The organism is Oerskovia gallyi (assembly GCF_014836745.1).
Lineage (GTDB): Bacteria > Actinomycetota > Actinomycetes > Actinomycetales > Cellulomonadaceae > Oerskovia > Oerskovia paurometabola.
The window spans coordinates 31465-55182 of the sequence record NZ_JACSQE010000001.1 but is presented as its reverse complement, the minus strand read 5'-3'; the positions used below and the strand labels follow the sequence as shown (position 1 = coordinate 55182).

Here is a 23718-nt window from a genome sequence, read left to right as displayed (position 1 = left end):
CTGAGAGAGCCGCCTTGCTCGTGGCTGCTGCCTTGGTGCGGGGAGGCACTGGTCCTGCTTTCTTCGGGGTCGTGGGGACGTCGAACAGGGTCGGGGCGTCGTCAGGCATTGTCCACCGTTCGGAGCTGGATGAGGGCGTCTGCGACGCCCCGGGTCAGGGTCGTGCGGAGCTCGGCGAGGCGTCGGGCCTCGTCGAGCACCAGGGCTTCGCGCTGCCCGACGGCGGCGAGCAGCTCCTCGAGAGCGCTCACCTGGTCCTCGGGAACCTCGCGCACCTCATACGTGCGCCACCGCTTGGCGGTGGCGCGTTGGGACGTGATGTCCTCCGCGAGCACGTGCGGGACGAGGCCGGGGGCTAGTGCCCGGTCGATGCGCAGCACCTGCGCCGGGAACTCCACCACGGACAGTCCGACGTGGTCGACCATCGCGGCCGGGTACGGCGCGGTACAGAAGATCACGTCGCCCGGCTCGGTGTACCGGGCGGCGGGGAGCGCCGAGAACGTGAGCCGGTCCATGCGCCGCTCGCCGAGGATCACGTCACCGGTCAGCTCAGCAGGACCGACGACCGGCACCTCGCCGATCGCGCCGACGACGTGCGGGGCCAGCCGGTTCCCGGAGATCCTGCGCACGCCACCGCGAGCCTCGACCGACCGGAGCGTCTCGCGGCGCGGGTCTCGCCCCGGACCGGGGACGACGGCCTCGGCCCCCGCGAGCCCGAGCCCCGTGGCGAGCTCGTGCGCACGCACGGCCGCACGGCCGCCGTCGTCGCGCAGCCCCGCCCGGAGCCGCCGGAAGTCCACCGAGAGGTCGCTCCGTGAGGCGACGAGCGAGGAGGTGTAGGCGAAACGTGTGAAGCGGAAGGCGTGCCCCTGGACGTCCCTGCGAGTCCCTTGGGCGGCGACGACGTCGGTCACGAGGTCGTCGACCACATCCTCGTCGAGCGCTCCCCCGGTGACGCGCTCGCCCACGAGGTCCGAGACGGTCGTCCACTGCTCGGCGAGCCCGACGTCGGCGGGCGGGTCGCCCAGGACCCAGATCGCCAGCCGCTCACGCGACCGCCCCGGCAGGAGCCCCGCCGGGAGCTCGACGACGCTCCGCACCTGGTCGTTGCGCAGCAGGCTGGACCGGAGTTTCTCAGCCTCGCCGTCGACCGCTCCCACGAGCGCGCCCGCGGGCCCCAGCACGACGGCGAACCGACCGGGCTCGCGCTGCACGGCGAGGGTCTCGACCGCGCGCAGGACCTCGTCGTCGGACCACGGGGTGCTGCCGACGGGCGGAAGCTGCGCCACGATCGTCGCGCCGGGCGAGACGGCGTGGCCCACGGCGTCGTCGGCGTCGAGGTCCAGCACGCGGGCCCCGAGAACTCCGAGGCGCCGGCGCGCGAGCCGGGTCGCGGGATCCGTGCGCACGTCGGGTACGGCGCAGGCCGGGGCGTCGTGGTCACCGCTCGCGTCGCTCCCTGCCCGGGCTGCTGCCACCAGCAGGTCGCCGCAGTCGGCATGAGGGTTGGCGAGCGTGAGCGGCCCGCGCCCGGACGTGAGCGCCAGGACGATCCGGCCCACGACGTCGAGGGCTCCAGCCGATGCTGCCGACTCGGTGAGCGTCCTGCGTCCGGCCCGGTGCCGGTCGAGCAGGATGGCTTCCAGGGCGCCCGCCGGTGTGTAGGCGGCGTCGGCCGCCGTGTCGGCCAGCTCGCACAGCACACCCAGCCGGTCGCCCAGCGCCTCGATCTCCGAGTACGCCAGGTGGTCGTCGGGGTCCACCTCGTCCGCGAGGTCGAGCACCTCCGCACGGCTGAGCGCGCCGAGGAGCTCGCCCGTCTGCGCCTTGAGGTAGAGCAGCGACGTTAGGCCGTCGAGCGCCACGTCCGCATCGAGGCCGGGGACCTCGTCCAGCGCGGCCCGCATCGCGACGTCGGCCGCGAACGAGGGATTTCGGCCGAGTCCGCTGCGCTCGATCCACGCCGTCACCTCGGAGGCCCGGAACCGCTGCTGGTCGCGGCGGGTCACGACCGCCTCCGGGAACGGCAAGGCCGCGTTCGCGTACCGCCGGCGCCACATGGAGACCACGGGGCGCTGCACGTGCGCCAGCTCGGCGACGTCCGGCAAGGACAGCGTGAGGGAGTCGAGGACGGACGGCACGACGGCTCCCTTCAGCAAGCCCGGTAGGTGGTCGAGCTCGTCGGGTGAGCTCGCTGGGAGGACAGTAGCGCGAATTCCCTTCCCGGAATGCTGTCCAGTGATAAGCAGCCTTATCACGTAGCCCGTGGCTGCCGGGTGCCCAGCTCCGCCACGATCCTCTCAATCGATCACCGCCAACCACGAGAGGAACGATCATGAACTACATCCGCTCCGTCTACGTCGCCCACCCCGGCACCTCGAACCAGCACATCACCCACGTCGGGTGGTCCACCACGCCGACCGGTTCCCTCACGACGACCACTCGTGAACAGGTACATGCCTGGATCACCGAAGGGCACACGTTTCGGTCTCTCAGCCCCCAGCAGACCCAGGCCGACGTCGTCGCCAAGGTCTCGCCGGCGGGGACCCGCTACCTCGCCACCGTCGCTGACGATCGGGAGACCAACAACCTCCTGAACCTCCCTCGCTTCTGACCGCGCATGCCGTTCATCCGTGCGATTCGCACCACGCCGCTCGAGCCCGACGCCAACGGCACCGGCACGGGCACCGGCACCGGCACCGGCACCGGCACCGGCGTATGCGACGTGGGAACGCAGGTCGAGCACCTCGTCGCCGTCCTCCACTCGGTGACGACCACGGGCCCGACGACAGCGACGAGCGTCATCGCAGTTCACCGCCGCATCCGGTCCGGCGAACGTTTCCGGACCTTCGACGAGCGCAACCATCACCAGGCCGACGTCGTCGCCCGGACCGATCACCACGGGCGCCGCACGCTCTCTACGACTATCGACGGTCGCACGAGCGACCACCTGTGGCGCCTCCCGCGCTTCTGACCTGCTGCCGTCCGGCCAGGCAAGACCGCTCGGCGGCCGAACGCCGCCGGACCTCCACGAAGGACATCACATGAACACCGTCGACCGCTCCATCTCACTCGTGTCCCTGCCGAACCGCCCCTCCGTCGTGCCCGCCTCGCGACGTCGCCGCCTGGCCCTCACCGCCGCAGCCCTCGGTCTCGCCGTCGGGCTGACGGGCTGCAGCCTGAGCTCGGACGACCTCACCGCGTCCGGCGAGACCGCCGCCCAGCAGCCCTCGACGACCACGCCGGACGCCGGTGCCGCTCCTGTCGAACCCGCCGCTCCGCCGGAGTCGCCCGTTGCCGAGGCCGGCACCCGCGCCAACCCCCACCCCGTCGGGACCGCTGTCGCGAACGAGGACTGGTCGATCGTCGTGGGCGCGCCACGCGAGGCGTGGGGAGAGATCAGTGCGGAGAACCAGTTCAACTCACCTCCCGAGGCAGGACTGGAGTACTGGATCGTCCCCCTCACCGCCACCTACCAGGGCGCGACGTCCGGGACGCCCTGGCTCGACCTCTCGGTGAAGTTCGTCGGCGACGACTCGGTCACCTACGAGGGCTACTGCGGGGTGATCCCGAACAACATCCAGGACGTGGGCGAGCTCTACGCGGGCGGGGTCGCGGAGGGGAACGCGTGCGTCGCCGTGCCGGCCGGCGCACCCGGCCTCTGGACCGTGACCACGGGCTGGGGTGACCCTGCATTCTTCACCGCACGCTAGGTCTGAGTGTCGACCGAGACGGGGTGGCGCGGTCGTCGCGAAGAGTTCGCGCCTCCCCGGCTCGCGGCGCGTTCCGCGTGATGGCGCTCTTCGACGACGGCGGGAGTGGGCGTCCCGACTCGCCACCACCCCTCGACCACCCTGGTGACGACCAGCAGCATCACCGCACCGGTGGCCCCACCGGACCCGCAGTGCCACGATCGGCTCATGGCCGCGAACACCGCCGGATGGACCGAGGACACGGCGGAGATCGACGGGCACCGCGTGTTCTACCGGCGCAGTCCCGAGGTCCCCGACGCCCTGCCGATCGTCCACGTGCACGGCTTCGGGATCTCCGGCTCGTCCCTCCTGCCCACGGCCGAGGCCTTGGCCGCACGGGCCACGAACCTCGTCCCCGACCTGCCGGGGCACGGCCGGAGCGAACGGTGGGACTACACCCTCGGCATCCCTGGGCTCGCGCACGCCCTGATCCGCATCTTCGACGCCCTGGGACTCGAGAAGGTCGTGCTGGTGGGCAACTCGATGGGCTGCCCGGTCAGCCTCGAGATCGCGCACAGCGCGCCGGAACGGGTGGACCGTATGGTGCTCGTGTCGCCCGCCGGGGGCCGCCACAACCAGGGGCTCGCACGCGCCGTCGGCCAGCTCGCGCTCGACGGTCCCCGCGAGAGCCCGAGGATGGCACGGCTCGCGGTCCCGGACTACCTGCGGTTCGGGCCCGTCAACACGTTCAACCTGTTCAGCGAGCTCACCCGCTTCCCCTCGCTGGAGCGCATCATCACCTCGACGGTGCCGACGCTCGCCGTCGTCGGGAGCAGAGACCCGCTCATGCCACCACCTGCACGGGTCCGGGAGGTCGGCCGACTGGCGGGGGACCTGACCACGGTCGCCCTCATCGAGGGCGCCGCGCACGCGATCAACTTCAGCCATCCCGGCGAGCTCGCGCACGTGATCGGGTCGTGGCTCGACGGGGTGGAGATCGTCGACGACCCGGACTCCCCCGGCCTGACGCGCGTCCTGCAGCTGCCGCGCAGCTAGCCAGGCTGACACCGTCGGCACGTCGACGTCGACGTCGGCAGCCAGGACATCAGGACGTCAGGTCGGACGCGGCCCGACGATCTGCTCGACCAGGAGCGCGTGGAGTCGTGGGTCGGCGAGCGGCCGGAAGTGCCCGGGGGTGTCGAGGACGACGTCGTGCGCGCCGTCGAGCGTGCTGCCGGCGGGGATGTGCGGGTCCCAGCGGCTGTGCACCGAGGTGATGCGTGCGTTGACGGCGCGCTCGGCCGCCAGGGCCACGATCGTCGCGTCGCTCGGGATGAACGCCCGGACGGCCGGCGCGACGAACCAGCGCGCGTAGACGGAGCCCGCGAACGGCGTGTTGATCGCGATCATCGACGCGATCCGGCCCGGGCTCTCGCGCACCATGGCGAGCTTGCCGATGAGCCCGCCCTTGCTGTGCGCGACGACGACGACGTCGTGCAGGTCCTGCTCCCGGAGGTACCGCGCGAGGAGGACGGCTCCGTCCGCGACGGGGCGCCGGTTGTCCCGGAGCTCTGGGAGGACGTGGACTGCGACCCCGTGGTCGTGCAGCAGGGTGGCCAGCGGCAGGAGGAAGTGCCAGGACTCGTACACCCCGGGCACGAGGACGACGGGTGGCCCGACAGGCCGGTCGGGGTGGCGGAGGTCGTCGGGACCCACCCGGGACACGAGACCGGTCGCCTGCCAGCGCAGCACGCAGGCGTAGTCCCGGACGCGCCACCAGGTCCGTCGCAGGCTCAGCCCCAGACGCGGGCCCACGTCCCGGATCCCGTCGCGCATGGCTCCCCTGTCGTCGTCACGTGCGGTCACCGTCGGCGTCGGTTGCGGCCACCCTCGGCATCCGTCAGGGTCGCCCTCGGCGGCCCCCACCCGATCCTGACGCGTCAGGCGCCGAAGCGCGCGTTCGTCGGCACGATCTGCTTGCCGAGCGGCAGCAGCGAGATCGGGATCATCTTGAGGTTCGCGATGCCCAGCGGGATGCCGATGATCGAGACGAACAGCGGGATCGAGGTGACCACGTGCCCGATCGCGAGCCAGATCCCCGCGACGATCACCCAGATCACGTTGCCGATCGTGGAGAACGCCCCGGCCGTGGGCTTGTCGACGACCGTGCGCCCGAAGGGCCACAGCGCGTAGCCCGCGATGCGGAAGCTCGCGATCCCGAACGGGATGGTGACGATCAGGACGCAGCAGACGATCCCCGCCACGACGTACCCGATCGCGAGCCACAGGCCCGCGAAGATCAGCCAGATGACGTTCAGGATCGTGTTCATGCCCCGATTCTCCCCCACGGTCGACGCCGCAGCCCAACCCGGTCCCCCGCCGGCCGGCCGTGCGCCGCTGGTGCGGGACGCCGTCGGGCACGGGACGCCGCGGCCCGGGCGACGGGCCCCGAAACTAGACTGCTCCCGTGCCTTCCCCCCACGACGCCCCCCTCGACACGCTCCGCACCGTCGCCGACCGCTACGCCGCGGTCCACGCCCGCATCGACGCGGCGGCGCTCGCCGCCGGCCGGGCACCCGACGAGGTGCAGCTGCTCGTGGCGACCAAGACGCAAGGCCCCGCGGCGGTGCGCGCGGTCGTCGCCGCGGGCGCGACGCTGATCGGCGAGAACCGCGTCCAGGAGCTCGTCGCCAAGGCACCCGACCTCGCCGACCTGGTCGCGGACGGCTCGGTGCGGGTCCACATGATCGGGCACCTGCAGCGCAACAAGGTCAACCAGGTCCTCGCGACGGCCACGGGTGTCGAGTCGATCGACTCGCTCGCGCTCGCGGAGGCGCTCGCGAGCCGCTGCGCGCGCGAGGGCCGCACGCTCGACGTCATGGTCCAGGTCAACGTGTCGGGAGAGGAGTCCAAGGCGGGGGTGGGGCCCGACGACGCCGCGCTCCTCTCCCGTCAGGTCGCCGCCCTGGAGGGTCTTCGCCTCACGGGGTTCATGACGATCGGGGCGAACTCTCCCGACACCGCGCTGGTGCGCGCCGGGTTCGAGCGGCTGCGCCGGATACGTGACGAGGTGCTCGCGAGCGGCGCCCCGGGGACGGGAGAGGCGCGCGAGCTGTCGATGGGTATGAGCGGAGACCTCGAGGCGGCGATCGCCGAGGGAGCGACGATCGTGCGCGTGGGGACCGCGGTGTTCGGGGCGCGCCCCCCGGTCGGCTGAGGCGCGCCTGCCCGCCCGTCGGGCACCGCGGCGGCGGAAGGTGGCGGGCCGCCATACTCGTCGTGCTCGAGCCCGGCCCTTTCGCCCGCGACGGGGCACGCGACCCCACGAACGGAGCACGATGCTTCTCCCTCTCGACATCCCGACCTCCGCCCACCCCGTCACGGCCCGGGACATCGCCTACGCGACCGTGGCTCGGGAGGGGTTCCAGGTGAGTCCGATCGGCGAGTACTCGGCCGTCGGCCAGCGGGGGTCGTCGTTGATCACCTCGACCTTCGGTTACCTCACGGACCGGGCCAGCCAGCTCGTACGTGTCCAGATCAACACGTTCGCGCTGGGCGACGCCGGGGCGGTCGTACGGGTGTCTCGTGTGCGCGCCGACATCGTCTCTATCGAGCTCGGCGTCTCACCCGCCGACAGGATCGTGGCCGAGCTGCAGTCGCTGGTCGCAGCGGCGCTGCCCGCTCCGACGGCGCCTGTTTCGGGCGCCGGCACGAGCGACCGGTAGGGACGCCGCGCGGTGGCCCGCGACGCTCGGCCCACCGCGCGCTCAGGCCCCCAGCAGCTCGAGCGCGCGACGCACGCCGGGCGCCCCGGCCCCGCGCAACGCCTCGCGGGCCTCGTCGACGCCGACGCCCGCGAGCAGCATCACGAGCGCGACGTGGATCTCGCCGCCCGCCCGTGCGAGGACCTGCTCGCACTCGTCGGTGTCGAGGCCCGTGGCCTGCACGAGCATGCGCACGATGCGGGCGCGGAGCTTCTGGTTGGTCGGGCGGACGTCGATCATGAGGTTCGAGTACGTCTTGCCGAGCCGGATCATGGTCGCGGTCGAGAAGGTGTTGAGCACGAGCTTCTGCGCGGTGGCGGCCTTCATGCGGGTCGAGCCCGTGACGACCTCGGGGCCCGTGTCGAGGAGGATCGCGACGTCGACGCGCGAGGCCAGGCGTGCCTGGGGGTTGGCGCTCACGAGCACGGTCGCGGCGCCTCGCTCGGCGGCGACGTCGAACGCGCCGCCCACGTAGGGGGTGCGGCCGCTGGCCGCGAGGCCCACGACCAGGTCCCCGGCCCGGACCTCGTCGGCGTCGCGCCGTCCGAGCTCGACGTCGTCCTCGGCTCCCTCGACCGCGAGCATCATGGCGCCGGCCCCACCGGCAAGGTGCGCCTCGAACCACTCGTCCCCCACGCCGTAGGTGGGCAGGAGCTCGACCGCGTCGAGGACGCCGAGGCGTCCTGACGTGCCGGACCCGAAGTAGTGGACCTTGCCCCCGCCGCGCAGCGCCGCCACCGCCAGGTCGACGGCCGCGGTGATGTGGTCCGACTGGGCGCGCACGGCGTCGGCGACTCCCGCGTCCTCGTCGGTGATGCGGCGCACGACCTCCGCCGTGGGCAGCAGGTCGATGTCCGTGGTGCGCGGGTTGCGCTCCTCGGTCGGCGACGCGAGACGGAGCACCTCCTGCCAGTCCTCGGCGGCGGAGGCCTGCCCGGCCGAGAGTTCCGCGCGGCTGGCGGGGCGGGTGTCGGTCATCGGTGTGTTCCCTTCGGCATCGGGGCGAGCCCGAACGGGGTGTTGGCCAGCACGAGCCGGCGGATGGGCCCGGTGAACGCGGGCCAGACGAGCGGGGTGGGTGGGGTGAGCGAGCCGAGGACCGCGGCGCGGCGCGCCCCGGTCGAGCGGCGGCGCTGGACTCCCTTGGCGGTGCCGGCGACCCCGTGCGCCGACAGGAAGCCGAGGAGCGCGAAGAGGTACGCCTCCTTGGCGTCGATGGGCATCCCGAGCTGGTCGGCCGTGAGGAGCTCGCAGCCGCCTGGCAGGTAGGCGCGGAGCCGCGCGAGCAGCGTCGGGTTGTGCGCGCCGCCGCCCGAGACGACGACGCGACGCACCTCGCGCTGGGGTGCCGAGGCGGTGTCGCCTGCGCTGCGTCGGTCGGTGGGGATCGACTGGGCCACGGTGAGCAGCCCTTCCGCGATGGTGACCGCGGTGAGCTCGGTGAGGGTCGCGACGAGGTCGGGGCCTGTGAGGTCGGGGCGCACGGACGCGAGCTTGCGCGGCACGTAGGTCGCGTCGAACAGCTCGCGGCCGGTCGACTTGGGGGCCTTGGCCGCGAAGTAGGGGTCGTCGAGCAGGGCGCGCAGCGCGGCCTGGTCGACGGTCCCGGCGGCGCCCAGGGCGCCGTCGCGGTCGAACGGTTCGCCCGTGAGCTCGCGGGCCGCCAGGTCGATGAGGCAGTTGCCGGGTCCGGTGTCCCACCCGGTCACGGGCGCCTCGACCTCGCCGACGAGGGTGACGTTCGCGATCCCGCCGATGTTGAGCGCTGCGCTCAGCCCGGCCGGCGCGCCGTCGGGCGACTGCGGGTCGCGGCCGAGCCACAGGGCGTCGAGGACGCTCACGAGGGGCGCGCCCTGGCCGCCTGCGGCGATGTCGGCGACGCGGAAGTCGCTGATGACGGGTCGCTTGGTGCGCTCGGCGATCCAGGCGGCGTTGCCGAGCTGGAGGCTGCCGTGCGCGCGGGCGCCGACGACCCAGTGGTAGAGCGTCTGCCCGTGCGAGGCGACGAGGTCGACGTCGCCACCGGCGACGTCGTCGATGGCCTGGCGTCCGGCGCGGCCGAACTCCTGCCCGATGAGCGTGTCGAGCTGCGTGACCTCGCCCATGTCGACGGCGGCGGGCGGCAGCGCCTTGAGGATGCGTTCGCGCAGCGCGGCGGGCCACTCGTACTCGGTGTGCCCGAGGGGGCGCATGCGCAGGACCCCGTCGGGGCCGAGGTGGAAGTCGGCGGCGGCCGCGTCGATCGCGTCGACCGACGTGCCGGAGGACAGGCCGAGGACGATCATCGGGTCACCTCCGAGGTGAGCGCGGTCAGCTGCCCGACGGCGGCGCGCGCGTTCGCGCGTCCGGTGCCGCAGGCGACGACCACGGTGGTCTGGTCCCCGAACCAGGCGGGGACGGCGTCGGGGAAGCCGGTGTGGACCGCGACGAGGTCGGGCCGGGCGGCGCGCAGGGCGTCGAGCATGCCTGCCTCGCGGCTGCCCGGGACGGGCTCGCGCGTGACGACGACCAGCGGGCGGGTCGGGCCGTCCGCCTGCCGTGCCGAGACCGCGGCGAGCGCGTCCTCCCACCCGGCCTGGTCGGAGAAGGCGTGGAGGGTCGTGTCAGGGAAGGCCCCGAGGATCGCGGTCTGGACGTGCTGGGCGGTGCGCCCGGCGGCGTGGTCGAACCGCTGGCGCAGGTCGACGACCTCGGGCGCGGGGCCGGACGGGTCGAGGTGCGTGGCGGGACCGTGGACGTGCACGGCACGCTCGGCGGCCTCCTGCCCGACGACGGCGAGCGCCTCGAGCGCGGCCGTCGCCTCCACGGGACCGCAGGTCGTGCCGGCAGCAGCCTGGAGCTCGCGCACCCGGCGGACCGTGCGTGCGGTGCGGGCTGCGGACTCACGGAGGCGCTCGACCGTGACCCTGCCCTCCTCGACCGCGGCGAGGAGCGCGGTCTGCGCCTGACGGAACAGCGCCTCGTCGTCGCGACCGACCGTCGTGCCCAGGCACAGCAGGTCCGCGCCGCCCTCGATCGCCTGGACCGCGACCTCGCCGATCCCGTCGCCGCCCGTGACCGCGCCCATGTCGAGGGCGTCGGTGATGATGGGGCCGTCGAAGCCGAGCTCGCGCGCCACGAGGGCGGCAGCGGGCTCGAGCGACACGGGTCGAGGACCGATCGCGGGCACCAGCAGGTGCGCGGTCATGATCGAGTCGAGGTCGACGTCGGGCTCGAAGGCCCGCACGAACGGCGGCAGGTCGCGCTCACGGATCGTGGCGAGCGAGTCGTCGACCACGGGCAGCGACAGGTGCGAGTCCACGTCGGTCGCGCCGTGCCCCGGGAAGTGCTTGCCGCACGCCCCGACTCCCGCGCGGTGCAGTCCCTGGACGAACGCGGCGCCGTGCCGGGACGCGAGCGCAGGCGTCGCGCCGAACGCACGGACGCCCACGACGGGGTTCTCCGTCCGGGAGTTGACGTCGAGCACGGGCGCGAGGTCGAGGTCGACGCCGGTCGCGGCGAGCAGCCGCCCGAGCGCGAGCGCGACCCGCTCGGTCAGGTCCTCGTCGTCGATCGTCCCGAGGGCCGCCGCCCCCGGGATGCTCGACCCGGTCGCGGCCTCGAGCCGGCTGACGTCCCCGCCCTCCTCGTCGATCGCGATCAGCAGGTCGGGCGACACCTCGTGGAGGTGGGCCGAGAGCCGGGCGGTCGTGGCGACGTCGGGCGTGTTGTACGCGAAGTAGATGACTCCCGCGAGCCCCTCCTCGCAGGCCTCGAGGAGCCAGCCCGGGGCGTCGGTCCCCGTGAAACCGGGGAGCAGGACGCCGTTGACGGCGCGCAGCGCGTCGTGGTGCACGGTGGTCATCCCTTCACCGACCCAGCGGTCAGGCCGGAGGACAGGTTGCGCTGCACGAGGACGAAGAAGACGATCACGGGCAGCGTGATGAGGGTCGAGGCGGCCATGACGGCGCCCCAGTCGGTCGTGTTCTCGCCGAAGAACTTCTGCAGGCCGATCGGCACGGTGTACTTGGCCGACTGCTGGAGGAAGGTCAGGGCGAAGATGAACTCGTTCCAGGCGGTGATGAACGAGAAGACGCTCGTGGCGACGACGCCGGGGGCGACGAGCGGCAGCAGGATCTTCCAGAACATGCGGCCCCACGAGGCGCCGTCGAGGTACGCGGCCTCCTCGAGCTCGACCGGGACCGCCGCGACGAACCCGCGCAGCATCCAGATCGCGAACGACAGCGAGAAGGCGATGTAGACGATCGTCAGACCCAGGAGCGAGTTGAGCATGCCGAGGGTGCGCATCTGGAGGAACAGCGGGATGACGAGCGCCTCGAGGGGCACCATCTGCACCATGAGGACGAGCACGAGGATCGACTTGCGGAAGCGGAACCTGAACCGGCTCACCGCGACGGCCGCGAGCAGCGCGAGCACCGACGAGAACACGACCGCGCCGATCGCGACGACGATCGAGTTGCGCAGGTAGTTGCCGAACCCTCCGTCGTCGATCACGGTCACGAAGTTGTCCCACGTGACGCCTGCGGGCAGGAGCCGTGCGCCACGGGTCGCGGCCTCGGGGTCGATCGCCGAGGAGAACATCCAGTACGCCGGGAACAGCGCGAAGGCGAGCAGCGCGACGATGCCCACGACCTTGCCCGCGGTGGGCAGCGGGCGCTTGCGTGCCTTGACCCGCAGGACCTGCGGGGGGCGCGGGGCGTTTCCGTCGATCGATGCGGCCGCCGTGCGACCCGTGCGACCCGCGCGGTCGGCCGTGGGCGGGGTGCTGGACGGGGTACCGGTCAGGGCGCTCACAGCTCCTCCTCCTTGAACAGGGTGCGCATGTACACGACGGTGATCCCGAGCAGGATCAGGGTGAGCAGCACGGCGATCGCCGAGCCCATCCCGTACTTGCCCTGCGCGAAGGACTGGATGTACGACCACACGCCGAGGTTGAAGACCTCCTTGTTGCCGCCGTTGCCGCCGGGCATCAGGTAGATCTGCGTGAAGACCTTGAAGTCCCAGATGGTCGACAGGATCGTGACGACCGCGAAGACGGGGCGCAGGATCGGTGCGGTGATGGTCCAGAACCGGCGCCAGGGCGTGGCGCCGTCCATCATCGCGGCCTCGTGCAGCTCCTTGGGGATCGTCAGCAGGCCCGCGAGGACCGTGATCGCCACGAAGGGGAACCCGTGGTGCACGACGTTGAGGGTCGCGATCGCGTAGAAGCTCAGGCGCTCGGTGAACCAGTTCGTGGTCGCCGGGTCGATGAGACCGACCGAGTCGAGCACGGAGGAGACCAGACCGTTGAGGGGGTCGAAGATCCAGATCCACACGTACGTGCCGGTGATGGCGGGTACCGCCCAGGCGACCATGATGGCCGTCGAGCAGATGGTGCGCCAGAACGTGCCGAGGTTGTTGAGGAACAGCGCGACGGCCGTGCCCAGGACCACCGTGAGGACGACGCACGCGACCGCGAAGCCGATCGTGTTGGGCAGGACGACGGTCCACAGGAACGAGTCGCCGAAGATCGCGGCGTAGTTGTCGAAACCGATGTAGTTCGACTCGCCCGAGGCGATCTGCCGCAGGCCGTAGTCCTGCAGCGAGATCATCACGACGCGTGCCAGAGGCCACAGGAGCAGGACGCCGAGGACGCCGAGCGCGGGGGCCAGGAGCAGCCACGGGCGCAGCGGCGACTTGTGGCCGAGCACACCGTGCATGCCACGTCGGCCGGCGCTGCGGCGCGGGCTGGAGGAAGGGGCCGGGGCCGGAGCCCGGCGCGTCAGCTGGTCGGCCGACGCGCCGGGAACCGAGTGCAGATCTGCCATGGGCTCGTCAGGACCCGAAGGTCTCGTTCATGTCGGCGGCCGCGGTGTCGGCGGCCTCCTGCACCGTGGCGCTGCCCGAGAGGATCGACTGCAGCATCGTCTCGACCGTCTTCTTGCCCTGGATCTGGCCGTAGAGCGGCGTCACCGGGACCGAGGCGCCGGCCTCGACCATCTGCTGGGCGAACGGCGCGACGAGCGGGTCGTTCTCCTCGATGACCTTCTCCAGGAGCGAGGTCTGGCCGGGGAAGTAGCCGGACTGGTTGCCCCACTCCTGCGCGAACTTGCCGGTCGTCATCATCTCGACGAACTCCCACGCGAGGTCCTGCTTCTCGCTGGCCGCGAAGACGCCCAGGTGCGAACCGCCGAGGAACGAGTCCGACAGGCCGTCGGTCTCACCCGGGATGGGGAACGCGCCGATCTTGTCGGCCATGTCCGGGACGTCCGTGAGGATCTTGCCCGGCGTCCAGCTGCCGGAGATCATCATGCCGACGTTGCCCTGCTCGAAGTTCGACAGGAGGTCGGTCTCCTTCCAGGTCGTCGCGGCCGCGGTCGACAGACCCGCGTCGGTCGCGAGGCCCGTGTAGAACTCGAGGCCCTTGACGGAGTCCGCGGAGTTGATCTCGGACTTCCAGGTGTCGCCGTCCTTGACGGCCAGGTCGCCGCCCGCACCCCAGATGAAGGGCATGGCGCCGTACTGGGAGTCACCGGCGATCGGGAAGGGGATGAGGCCGGGGTTGGCGGCCTTGAGCGTCTCGGCCGCGGCCTGGAGCTCTGCCCACGTCGTCGGGACCGCGATGCCGGCCGCCTCGAAGAGGTCCTTGCGGTAGATGACCGAGCGCACGCCGGCGTACCAGGGCATGCCGTACTGCGCGCCGTCGAGCGTCGCAGACTCGACGAGACCGGGCACGAGGTCCTCCTCGAGGCCCGCGTCCTTGATCCTGTCGGTCAGGTCGGACAGCGCGCCGACGTCGGCGAACTCACCGGTCCAGGTGGTGCCGAGCTCGGCGACGTCCGGCGTGGTGTTGCCCGCGATGGAGGTCGTGAACTTGTCGTGGGCGCTGGCCCAGGGCTGGAACTCGATCTGGAGGTCGGCGCCCGTCTCTTCCTTGAACGCGGTGGTGACCTCGTCGAAGAAGGCGTCCCCGTCGGGGTTGGTGCCTTCCATGATCCAGACGGTGAGGGTCTCGCCGGTGTGGTCGGCGGAGGCTGCGTCCCCCGTGGCCTCGCCGCCGCCGTTGTCCCCACCGCCACATGCGGTGAGGCCGAGCGCCAGGAGGAGGGTGCCCGTGACGGCCACCGTGCTGCGTCGCTGCATGCCGTGACTTCCTTTCTGGTCGGCTGCCGCGTCGCGGCCAGCCGTTCGTCCCTGCGGACCTGATCGTTCGTGGGGGCGTCGGATCGTCGACGCCCTTCGACTCTGAAACAAACTTACATCAGGTTGGGTGTTCGTGAAGATTACCGCCAGCCACGGGCAGAGGGAAGCCGGTCGCGAAGTTGTGACCTGTTGGTAACCTCGGCGACCCGGCGCCACCCTCCGCCGCCCGGCGGCTACCGCGTCACGGCACGCGCGCGGTCCACTCCTCGGTCCCGAACTTCGTGCGCACGAGCTCCTCGGCCTGCGCGCGCTCGTCGGACGTCACCGCGCCCTCGACCGTGCGGTAGCGCGACCGGAAGTGCGCCTTGAAGGCCTCGATGACCTCCTCGCGCGCCATGCCGGTCTGCGAGCGCACCGGGTCGACGCGCTTGTTGGCGCTCTTGGTGCCCTTGTCGCTCATCTTCTCGCGGCCGATGCGCAGGACCTCGAGCATCTTGTCGGCGTCGATGTCGTACGCCATGGTGACGTGGTGCAACACCGCTCCCCCGCGCAGGCGCTTCTGCGCGGCGCCCGCGATCTTGCCGGCCGGGGACGCGATGTCGTTGAGCGGCTTGTAGGTGGCGTGCACGCCGACGTCGGCGAGCGCCCCCAGCACCCAGTCGTCGAGGAACGCGTACGAGCGCTCGAAGCTCAGGCCTTCGACGAGCGAGGCCGGGACGGTCAACGAGTACGTGATGGTGTTGCCGGGCTCGACGAACATCGCCCCGCCGCCCGAGATCCGGCGCACCACGGTGATGCCGTGCTTCGCGGCCCCCTCGGGGTCGACCTCGTTCTTGAGCGACTGGAAGGACCCGATGATGACGGCGGGCGCCCCCCACTCCCAGATGCGCAGCGTGGGGCCACGCCGTCCGGCGTCGAGCTCCTCGGTGAGGACCTGGTCGAGCGCGAGGTGCATCGCGGGCTGCTCGGGCCCCTCGTGGATGATCTCGAAGACGTGGTCGTCCCAGCCGGTCGCGTGACCGAGCGCGCGACGCACGGCGATCGCGACGGCCTCGGGCGAGAACCCGACCATGGTGATGTCGTCGGTCAGCACGGCCTCGATCGCACGCGTCAGGTCTGCGACGGTCGACGTCTCGGGCAGCCCGGTCAGGGCGGCGTTGATGTCGTCGAGCGCGTCGTCGGGCTCGAGGAAGAAGTCTCCGCTCAGCGCGACGCGGGACAGCCTCCCTTCGTCGGTCTCGACGTCGACCGCCACGAGCTTGCCACCGGGAACCTTGTACTCGCCTCTCATGGGCTCCACGGTACGTGCCGCGGGGCGCGACCCGGCGCTCCACGGGTCGCCCGGGCGCCGGGACACCTGGTGACCTGGCCCACAGGGAGGAGTAGCCTCCAAGCAGCAGGCCGCCGGCCGAGGGCCGAGGGCCGGGTCGACGGGCCGGCCAAGGGCACCGCAGGACCTCCGTGCGCGAGGCCGGGTGAACCCGTTGGCACTTTTCTCCGCCCCGTGGCGCCACCGTGAAACTTCATGCCACAATGAGGCGTGACCAGCGCGCAGGACCACGACCCCGCCCTCCCGGAGGCCCGTGCAGACGCCCGGACGGCGCCGACGGGCCCCTCCCGCTGGATCGTCGCGATCGACGTCGGCGGGAGCGGCAGCCGCCTCCTCGCGGCCAGGCTCGGTGACGACACCGCAGCCGACGTCGGCCCCGACGCGCACCGCACGAGCCTCACCGGACGCCCGGTCGCGATCGGCCCCGGCGGCAGCGACGTCGCCCCGGGCGTGGCCGCCCGCGGCCCGCGACCCTCGTCCCGGACCCGACCGTCGTGCACGACGCGCTCCGCGCGAGCCTCGGCGCCGAGCGCACCGCGGTCGCCGCCGACGCCGTGACCGCCCACCTCGGAGCGCTCGGCGGCCGTGCCGGGGCGGTCGTCGCGGTCGGCACGGGCACGATCGCCCTGGGCACGGACCTCGCGGGCACCTGGCGGCGCGTCGACGGCTGGGGACACCTCCTCGGCGACCTCGGCTCGGCGTCGTGGATCGGCGCGCACGGGCTGCGGGCGGCGCTCGGCGCGCACGACGGGCGCTCCACGGGTGGCTCGCGCCCGCTGCTCGCGGCCGCCACGACGCGGTTCGGCCCCGCCCCGACCTGGCCCGCACAGCTCTACACCCGCCCCGATCGCGCCCAGGTCCTCGGGTCGTTCACTCCCGACGTCGCGGCAGCCGCCGCCGCGGGCGACCCGGCGTCCGTGCAGATCCTCACCGAGGCCGGCCGGCACCTGGCCGAGTCGCTCGCGGCAGCCCTCGTTCCCGGGCTGCCGCCGCTCGCCGCGGCCACGGGCGGGGTGCTCAACGCCGGTCCCGCCCTGACGGGCGCGCTCGCGCGCCGCTTCGCCGCGCTGCGTCCCGACGCCGAGCTCGTCCCTTCCGCGGGCACCCCGCTCGACGGCGCGCTGCACCTGGCCCGGCTGCTGGCCGAGGGCCCCGGCAGCACCGGTGCGATCGTCGCGCACGAACCGTGGCTGAGCCTCGCGGGCCACCCCCCGGAACCCGCATCCGCCCCTGGCCCCCGAACCGACAGCCGCACCGCCGGCCACCCCGCACCGATCACAGGAGATCCGACATGACAGGCGATGGACTCGTCCGCATCCGGCAGGCCCTGCCGACCCTCCGCCCGGCCGAGGCCCGGATCGCGGAGGCCGTGCTCGCGGACCCGACCGCCGTCGTCGGGTCCACGATCAACGAGCTCGCCGCGCGGGCAGGCGCCTCGCAGGCGACGGTCGTGCGGTTCTGCCGGGCGATCGGCTACGCGGGCTACCCCGAGTTCCGGATCGACCTCGCCCAGGCCACGTCGCGCCGCGAGATGGAGCTCGAGCGCTCGAACGTCGCGCACGGCGAGATCAACGAGACCGACACGGCCGAGGACGTCGTCGCGAAGATCGCGTTCCACGAGGCGCGGACGATCGAGGAGACCGCGCGCATGCTCGACCTCGGCGCGCTCGAGCAGGTCGCCGCGGCGGTCGCGGCCGCGCCCAGGGTCGACGTGTTCGGCGTCGGGTCGAGCCAGCTCACCGGGCAGGACCTCGCGCAGAAGCTGCAGCGCATCGGGCTCGTGTGCTTCGCCGCGCCGGACCCGCACCTCCAGCTCCAGTCCGCGGCGCTCCTGCGCCCGGGCGCGGTCGCGATCGGGATCTCCCACAGCGGGCAGACGGTCGAGACGAACCACGCGCTCGCCATCGCGCAGGCGCGCGGCGCGACGACCGTCGCTATCACCAACTTCCCCGAGTCCCCCCTGGGGCAGGAGGCCGGCATCGTCCTGGGTACCACGGCGCGCGAGACGCAGTTCCGCTCGGGTGCCCTGTCGAGCCGCATCGCGCAGCTCGCGGTCGTCGACTTCCTGTTCGTGCGCGTCGCCCAGCGCCTGTACGAGCAGACCAGCGCCAACCTCAAGGCGACCTACGACGCGGTCCAGCCCCACCGGCTCGACGGGGAGCGCAAGGCCCGAGCATGAGCGTCTCCGCCGCGACGACGCGGGCCCTCGAGATCCGGACCGACCTCCTGACCCGGGTCGCCCAGGCGCACGACGCCTCGCACTACCTGCTGCGCCCCGAGGCGGTGGCCCGCGCCCACGACGTGCCCGACGTCGTCGCCGCCTTCGCCGAGGCCCGTCGCCGGGGGCTCCCGGTCACGTTCCGCTCGGGCGGGACGAGCCTGTCGGGACAGGCCTCGGGCGCGGGCCTGCTCCTCGACACGCGCACGCGCTTCACGCGCGTCGACGTGCTCGACGACGGCGCCCGCGTGCGCTGCCAGCCCGGCGTGACGCTGCGCTCGGTCAACGGGCGGCTCCTGCGTCACGGGCGGCGGCTCGGCCCCGACCCGGCGAGCGAGATCGCGTGCACGATCGGTGGGGTCGTCGCCAACAACTCCTCGGGCATGGCCTGCGGGACGGTCGACACCGCGTACCGCACGATCGAGTCGATGACCCTGGTCCTGCCCAGCGGGACCGTGCTCGACACGGGCGCCCCGGACGCGGACGAGCGGCTGCGGGTCCTCGAGCCCGCGCTGCACCGTGGCCTGGCCGAGCTGCGCGACCGGGTGCGCGCGAGCGCGTCGATGCGCGCCACGATCGCGCACCAGTACTCCATGAAGAACACCATGGGCTACGGCGTCAACGCGTTCGTGGACCACGACTCCCCCGTCAAGATCCTCGAGCACCTGGTCGTCGGGTCGGAGGGGACGCTCGCGTTCGTGGCGGACGTGACCTTCCGGACCGTGCCGCTGCTGCCCGCCGCCTCGACCACCCTCCTGGTCTTCGACGCGCTCGAGCACGCGACCGACGCCCTGGCGACCATCACCGACTCGGGTGCGCGGGCGATCGAGCTCCTCGACGCGGCCTCGCTCCGCGTCGCCGCCGCCGACCCGCTCGCCGACGCGTCGATGCGGGCCTTCGCGGCCGCGACGACCCAGACGGCCCTGCTCGTCGAGTACCAGGCCACCACCGCCGACGGCCTCGAACCGTTCGAGGAGGCCGCGCGCCGTGTCATCGGCGACCTCGCCCTCGTGACGCCTGCCGAGCTCACGCGCGACCCCGCGGCTCGCGGGCGCCTGTGGCGTGTGCGCAAGGGCCTGTACACCGCGGTGGCCGGCGCCCGCGCGCCGGGCAGCACGGCCTTGCTGGAGGACCTGGTCGTCCCGGTCCCCGACCTCACCGCGACGGTCGGCGACCTGGGCGGGCTCTTCGAGCGGCACGGCTACGACGACGCCGTGACGTTCGGGCACGCCAAGGACGGCAACCTGCACTTCATGATCACCCCGCGCCTGTCCGACGACGGCGAGCTCGACCGGTTCGCGGCCTTCACCGAGGACATGGTGACCCTGGTGCTCGACCGCGGCGGCTCGCTCAAGGCCGAGCACGGCACGGGCCGCATCATGGCGCCGTTCGTCCGGCGGCAGTTCGGGGACGACCTCTACGCCGTGATGCGCGAGGTCAAGGCGCTGTGCGACCCGACCGGACTGCTCAACCCGGGCGTCCTCCTCACGGACGACGACGAGGCGCACCTGGCGCACCTCAAGCTCGTGCCGCCCGTCGGGACGTCCGCGGCAGGAGACCTGGCCGAGGTCGTCGACCGGTGCGTCGAGTGCGGCTACTGCGAACCCGCGTGCCCCTCACGGACGGTCACGACGACCCCGCGCCAGCGCATCGCCCTGCTGCGCGAGATGGTCACGGCTCCCCCGTCCGAGCGCGCGGAGCTCGAGCGCGCCTACGAGTACTCGGCCGTCGACACGTGCGCCGTGGACTCGCTGTGCGTGACCGCGTGCCCGGTCGGGATCGACACGGGCAAGGTCATGAAGGTCCGCCGAGCACAACGGCACGGTGCCGTCGTCCAGCACGCAGGGCGGGTCGCGGCCGAGCACTGGGGCGGCGCGGTCACGGGCCTGCGCGGGGCGCTCGGCGTCGTCGACCACCTGCCCACCCCGCTCGTGACCGCGGCCTCGAAGGTCGGGCGCTCGGTGCTGGGTGCGGACGTCGTGCCGCTCGTCGGGGCGGACCTGCCCGGGCCTGGACCGCGTCGCGTGGCGTCGGCCGGGGCCGTCACCGACGCGTCCGTCGTCTTCTTCCAGTCCTGCATGGGCTCGCTCTTCTCCCCCGCCGAGGCCTCTCCCAGCCCGGGCGGCGTGGGCCCGGCGTTCCTCGCGCTGTGCGAGCGCGCCGGGATCACGGTCGCGATCCCTGAGGGGATCGAGGGCCTGTGCTGCGGCACGCCCTGGGTCTCCAAGGGTCTGACCGACGGCGCCGCCGCGATGGCCGAGCGGACCTTCGACGCGCTCTGGGCCGCGACCGACGGCGGCCGCCTGCCGGTCGTCTCGGACGCGTCGAGCTGCACGCACGGCCTCGAAGGGGTCGGGTCCCACCTGGCCGGCGAGGCGCGCGAGCGGTTCGAGCGGCTGCACGTCGTGGACGCCGTGACGTTCGTGCGCAGCGACGTCCTGCCCGCACTCGAGGCGAGCGGTCGCTCCCCCCGGGCCGTGGGAACCACGCTGGGCTCGCTCGTCCTGCACCCGACGTGCTCGTCGATCCACCTGGGGGTCGTCGGCGACCTCGAGGCGGTCGCGCGCGCGGTGGCCGACGACGTCGTGCTCCCCCTCGACGCGGGATGCTGCGGGTTCGCCGGCGACCGCGGCATGCTCCACCCCGAGCTCACGGCGGCGGCGACGCGCGCCGAGGCCGCCGAGGTCGCGGCCCACGTACGCGATCACGGCCGTGCGGACGCGTACGCGTCGAGCAACCGGACGTGCGAGATGGGCCTGAGCCGGGCGACGGGGCAGGACTACGTGCACGTCGTCGAGCTGCTCGAGGCGGCCACCCGTCCCTGACGGGTCCCGCACCCCGACGTGTCGGAAGGAGCGTGACCCGGAGGTCACGCTCCTTCTGGGACGTCAGCGCCCGGCGGAAGGGGCGCAGGCTCAGCGCGGCTGCACGTCCGCGTGGATCAGCCCGTAGATCGCGGAGTCCGTCAGCGCCTCCCAGGCCGCCTCGATGAGGTTCGGCCCGACGCCCACCGTCGACCAGGACGTCGCCCCGTCGGTCATCTCGATGAGGACGCGCGTGATGGCGTCCGTGCCCTGCTCGGTGTCGAGGATGCGGACCTTGAAGTCGATCAGCTCGAACGCCTCGATCTCCGGGTACACGCGCCGCAGCGCGAGCCGCAGCGCATGGTCGAGAGCGTTCACGGGCCCGTTGCCCTCACCCGTCTTGACGATGCGCTTGCCACCGGCGTGCAGCTTGACGGTCGCCTCCGCCGTCGCCTCGGTGCCACGTCCCCCGGCCCGTTCGACGATCGTGCGCCAGCTCTCGACCCGGAAGAACTGCGGCCGCTCGCCCGCGATCTCCTCGCGCAGCAGCAGCTCGAACGAGGCGTCGGCCGCGTCGTAGGTGTACCCGCGGGCCTCGGCCTCCTTGACCCGGTGCGTCACGCGCGAGAGGACGTCGCCCTGGTCCGACAGGTCGAAGCCCATCTCGCGGCCCTTGAGCTCGATCGAGGCGCGGCCCGCCATGTCCGAGATGAGCATGCGCATGTCGTTGCCGACGAGCGTGGGCTCGATGTGCTGGTAGAGGTCCGGGTCGACCTTGATCGCCGAGGCGTGCAGCCCGGCCTTGTGCGCGAACGCGCTCGCCCCGACGTACGGCTGGCGCGCGTACGGGGAGATGTTGGTGATCTCGCTGATGGCGTGCGCGATGCGCGTGGTCTCCTGCAGGCCGCCGTCGACGAGAAGGCTCCGGCCGTGCTTGAGCTCGAGGTTCGCGACGACCGTGATGAGGTCGGCGTTCCCCGTGCGCTCGCCGTAGCCGTTGACGGTCCCCTGGACGTGCGCGGCGCCCGCGGCCACGGCCGCGAGCGAGTTCGCGACCGCGCAGCCCGAGTCGTTGTGCGCGTGCATCCCGAGCAGCGGGTCGCCGGCACCGGCGTGCAGCCCGTGCGGGATCCCGACGGCGTCGCGCAGCTCCGTGACGATCTCACCTACCCACTCGGGCAGCATGCCGCCGTTGGTGTCGCAGAGCGCGACGACCTCGGCCCCTGCCGCGAACGCGGCCTCGACCGCCGCACGCGAGTAGGCGGGGTCGAACCGGTAGCCGTCGAAGAAGTGCTCGGCGTCCAGGACGACGCGGCGCCCCTCGGCCACGAGGAACGTGACGGTGTCGGTGATCATGGCGAGGTTCTCGGCGCCCGTGGTCCGCAGCGCACGCTCGGCGTGGCGGAGGTCGGACTTGGCGACGAGCGTGACCACGGGCGCCTGCGATGCGACGAGCGCCCGGACCTGCTGGTCGTCGGCGGCCCTGATCCCGGCCTTGCGGGTCGCGCCGAACGCGGCCAGCACCGCGTTCTTGAGCGTGAGCTCCTTCGCGGCGCGCGCGAAGAAGTCGGTGTCCTTGGGGATGGCCCCGGGCCAGCCGCCCTCGATGAACCCGACGCCCAGCTCGTCCAGGAGCGGGGCGATCGCCAGCTTGTCGGCGACCGAGAGGTTCATGCCCTCCTGCTGCGCGCCGTCGCGCAGGGTCGTGTCGTAGACGTGGAAGGTCGAGGATGCGCTCGCTGTGGCAGGAGCTACGGGGTTCACCTGGGAAGTCATCGTGCCGCTCTCTGGGGAGAATCTCGGGGTCCAGCGGTGCCGCCTGGGCGAGACCACTCTAGGTGGATCGGGCGGGACGCTTCCGCGCACCACCGGTTCCTCCTCGGTCCCACGCGCCGGGCGGTCGCTCTCGTGAAGCTCGTGCCCGGCGCTTCGAAGCCCGACGGGGGTGGTGTCAGGCAACAAAAAAACCCCCCGAGGGTGCGGGAGGTTTGCGCGTCCGGTGTGATGGCCGGGCGCGCTACTCGATAATGAGGTGGGAGACGAGGTGTGTCACAGGACACATGCTGCCACAGCAGACGCCAGGATGGAACGGTGTCCACGGACTGAGCATGCCACCCAGCGAGCGCCCGGAACGACAGCCTGCAACGACAGGAGACGCATCATGAGCGACCCGAACTTCCCGCCCCGCGGCAACGTCCCGCCGCCCGGATCCCCCGGCTACCACCCCCAGGCGGTCCCGCCCGCGATCCCGCCCACGGTGCCGCCCGACCCGCACGTCGACTTCCCGGCGCCCCACGAGCCCGTCAATCCCGCAGACCCACGCCTCGCGGTCGAGGTCGGCAGGTTCTGGGCCGGGGCCGCCGCCACGGCCCTGGTCGCCGCGCTCATCGGCCTCGTCGCCGTGATCATCCTCGAACGGATCTTCTCGTTCACGCTCGTCCCCCCGCCGGACATCTTCTCGACCGGCTCGCACCAGGCTGCGTTCGCGATCGACGGCGCGATCCTGGCTCTGCTCGCGGCCGGGCTGCTGCACGTGCTGATCCTCACGACCCCGCGCCCACGGGCGTTCTTCGGCTGGATCATGGCGCTCGTGATCGTCGTCATCACGGCCCTGCCGTTCGCGTGGACCACGGACACGACGTCAGCCGTGCTGTCGGGGCTCGTGAACCTGCTGATCGGGGTCGCGGTCTGGTCGCTGCTCGCGGGAGTCGCGGGCCGCACGATCGTGCGCCGACCGGCCTGAGCAGGCCGAGACGCTGAATGCGGAGCCGCTGTCGCAGCTCGAGTC

22 protein-coding genes are annotated in these 23718 nt (G+C 72.6%); 11 read left to right on the top strand and 11 right to left on the bottom strand.

Annotation, left to right across the window (positions count from 1 at the left end):
- Positions 1 to 101 precede the first annotated feature (101 nt).
- Complete coding sequence (locus H9640_RS00240) at positions 102 to 2141, bottom strand: DNA methyltransferase family protein (RefSeq protein ID WP_191788754.1); 2040 nt, start codon at positions 2139 to 2141, stop codon at positions 102 to 104.
- A 194-nt stretch (positions 2142 to 2335) separates the two neighbouring features.
- Between H9640_RS00240 and H9640_RS00235 the strand changes: the two genes are divergently transcribed.
- From H9640_RS00235 to H9640_RS00220, 4 genes are all read left to right on the top strand, one after another.
- A complete protein-coding gene (locus H9640_RS00235) occupies positions 2336 to 2614 on the top strand; it encodes a DUF3892 domain-containing protein (protein WP_191788753.1) in 279 nt (92 codons plus the stop codon).
- Positions 2615 to 2620: 6 nt separating this feature from the next.
- The gene (locus H9640_RS00230) at positions 2621 to 2974 is read left to right on the top strand and encodes a hypothetical protein (protein ID WP_191788752.1); all 354 of its coding nucleotides are present in this window, start codon (positions 2621 to 2623) and stop codon (positions 2972 to 2974) included.
- A 70-nt stretch (positions 2975 to 3044) separates the two neighbouring features.
- Positions 3045 to 3713 (top strand): hypothetical protein, encoded by a 669-nt coding sequence (locus tag H9640_RS00225; protein WP_191788751.1) that lies wholly within the window; start codon positions 3045 to 3047, stop codon positions 3711 to 3713.
- 207 nt (positions 3714 to 3920) lie between these two features.
- Positions 3921 to 4748, top strand: coding sequence for an alpha/beta fold hydrolase (locus H9640_RS00220; protein WP_191788750.1), 828 nt, complete (start codon positions 3921 to 3923; stop codon positions 4746 to 4748).
- A 57-nt stretch (positions 4749 to 4805) separates the two neighbouring features.
- Here the strand turns inward: H9640_RS00220 and H9640_RS00215 are convergent, their stop codons facing one another.
- Entirely contained in the window at positions 4806 to 5528 is a 723-nt protein-coding gene (locus tag H9640_RS00215; protein WP_191788749.1) for an alpha/beta hydrolase, read from the bottom strand.
- 104 nt (positions 5529 to 5632) lie between these two features.
- Positions 5633 to 6022, bottom strand: a complete 390-nt coding sequence (locus H9640_RS00210) for a YccF domain-containing protein (protein ID WP_191788748.1) — start codon at positions 6020 to 6022, stop codon at positions 5633 to 5635.
- A 137-nt stretch (positions 6023 to 6159) separates the two neighbouring features.
- Here H9640_RS00210 and H9640_RS00205 point away from each other — a divergent pair, with 137 nt between their 5' ends.
- Both H9640_RS00205 and H9640_RS00200 read left to right on the top strand, forming a co-directional pair.
- Entirely contained in the window at positions 6160 to 6909 is a 750-nt protein-coding gene (locus H9640_RS00205; protein WP_191788747.1) for a YggS family pyridoxal phosphate-dependent enzyme, read from the top strand.
- A 121-nt stretch (positions 6910 to 7030) separates the two neighbouring features.
- On the top strand, positions 7031 to 7417 hold the full coding sequence (locus H9640_RS00200; RefSeq protein WP_191788746.1) for a hypothetical protein: 387 nt from the start codon (positions 7031 to 7033) through the stop codon (positions 7415 to 7417).
- Positions 7418 to 7459: 42 nt separating this feature from the next.
- On the opposite strand, the gene H9640_RS00195 is transcribed toward H9640_RS00200, so the two are convergent.
- The 7 genes from H9640_RS00195 to H9640_RS00165 all read right to left on the bottom strand — a co-directional run bounded on the left by H9640_RS00195 (position 7460) and on the right by H9640_RS00165 (position 15869).
- Complete coding sequence (locus tag H9640_RS00195) at positions 7460 to 8434, bottom strand: N-acetylmuramic acid 6-phosphate etherase (RefSeq protein WP_191788745.1); 975 nt, start codon at positions 8432 to 8434, stop codon at positions 7460 to 7462.
- Positions 8431 to 9741 carry an anhydro-N-acetylmuramic acid kinase gene (locus H9640_RS00190; protein WP_191788744.1) on the bottom strand — a complete coding sequence of 437 codons (1311 nt, stop codon included), beginning with the start codon at positions 9739 to 9741 and terminating at the stop codon, positions 8431 to 8433. Before H9640_RS00190 ends, H9640_RS00195 begins: the two co-directional genes overlap by 4 nt.
- The gene (locus H9640_RS00185; protein ID WP_191788743.1) at positions 9738 to 11300 is read right to left on the bottom strand and encodes a glycoside hydrolase family 3 N-terminal domain-containing protein; all 1563 of its coding nucleotides are present in this window, start codon (positions 11298 to 11300) and stop codon (positions 9738 to 9740) included. The genes H9640_RS00190 and H9640_RS00185 overlap by 4 nt, the downstream gene beginning before the upstream one ends.
- Positions 11297 to 12106 (bottom strand): carbohydrate ABC transporter permease, encoded by an 810-nt coding sequence (locus tag H9640_RS00180; protein ID WP_225226517.1) that lies wholly within the window; start codon positions 12104 to 12106, stop codon positions 11297 to 11299. Before H9640_RS00180 ends, H9640_RS00185 begins: the two co-directional genes overlap by 4 nt.
- Positions 12107 to 12246: 140 nt before the next feature.
- Positions 12247 to 13263 carry a carbohydrate ABC transporter permease gene (locus H9640_RS00175; protein WP_372440744.1) on the bottom strand — a complete coding sequence of 339 codons (1017 nt, stop codon included), beginning with the start codon at positions 13261 to 13263 and terminating at the stop codon, positions 12247 to 12249.
- A 7-nt stretch (positions 13264 to 13270) separates the two neighbouring features.
- A complete protein-coding gene (locus H9640_RS00170; protein WP_191788742.1) occupies positions 13271 to 14578 on the bottom strand; it encodes a sugar ABC transporter substrate-binding protein in 1308 nt (435 codons plus the stop codon).
- Positions 14579 to 14819: 241 nt separating this feature from the next.
- Positions 14820 to 15869 (bottom strand): lipoate--protein ligase family protein, encoded by a 1050-nt coding sequence (locus tag H9640_RS00165; protein WP_191788741.1) that lies wholly within the window; start codon positions 15867 to 15869, stop codon positions 14820 to 14822.
- A gap of 249 nt (positions 15870 to 16118) precedes the next feature.
- Here H9640_RS00165 and H9640_RS00160 point away from each other — a divergent pair, with 249 nt between their 5' ends.
- Genes H9640_RS00160 through H9640_RS00145 form a run of 4 tightly spaced genes read left to right on the top strand, consistent with a single transcriptional unit; the run spans position 16119 to position 20951 of the window.
- Positions 16119 to 16466, top strand: coding sequence for a hypothetical protein (locus H9640_RS00160; protein ID WP_191788740.1), 348 nt, complete (start codon positions 16119 to 16121; stop codon positions 16464 to 16466).
- Positions 16403 to 17203, top strand: coding sequence for an N-acetylglucosamine kinase (locus H9640_RS00155; protein ID WP_191788739.1), 801 nt, complete (start codon positions 16403 to 16405; stop codon positions 17201 to 17203). Before H9640_RS00160 ends, H9640_RS00155 begins: the two co-directional genes overlap by 64 nt.
- Positions 17200 to 18087: a MurR/RpiR family transcriptional regulator gene (locus H9640_RS19495; protein ID WP_191788738.1), complete on the top strand. Its 888-nt coding sequence runs from the start codon at positions 17200 to 17202 to the stop codon at positions 18085 to 18087. Before H9640_RS00155 ends, H9640_RS19495 begins: the two co-directional genes overlap by 4 nt.
- Positions 18084 to 20951, top strand: coding sequence for an FAD-binding and (Fe-S)-binding domain-containing protein (locus H9640_RS00145; RefSeq protein ID WP_191788737.1), 2868 nt, complete (start codon positions 18084 to 18086; stop codon positions 20949 to 20951). Before H9640_RS19495 ends, H9640_RS00145 begins: the two co-directional genes overlap by 4 nt.
- Before the next feature lie 90 nt (positions 20952 to 21041).
- On the opposite strand, the gene cimA is transcribed toward H9640_RS00145, so the two are convergent.
- Positions 21042 to 22706, bottom strand: coding sequence for a citramalate synthase (cimA, locus tag H9640_RS00140; protein ID WP_191788736.1), 1665 nt, complete (start codon positions 22704 to 22706; stop codon positions 21042 to 21044).
- 385 nt (positions 22707 to 23091) lie between these two features.
- On the opposite strand from cimA, the gene H9640_RS00135 reads away from it, so the two are divergent.
- On the top strand, positions 23092 to 23673 hold the full coding sequence (locus H9640_RS00135) for a DUF6069 family protein (RefSeq protein WP_191788735.1): 582 nt from the start codon (positions 23092 to 23094) through the stop codon (positions 23671 to 23673).
- Positions 23674 to 23718 lie beyond the last annotated feature (45 nt).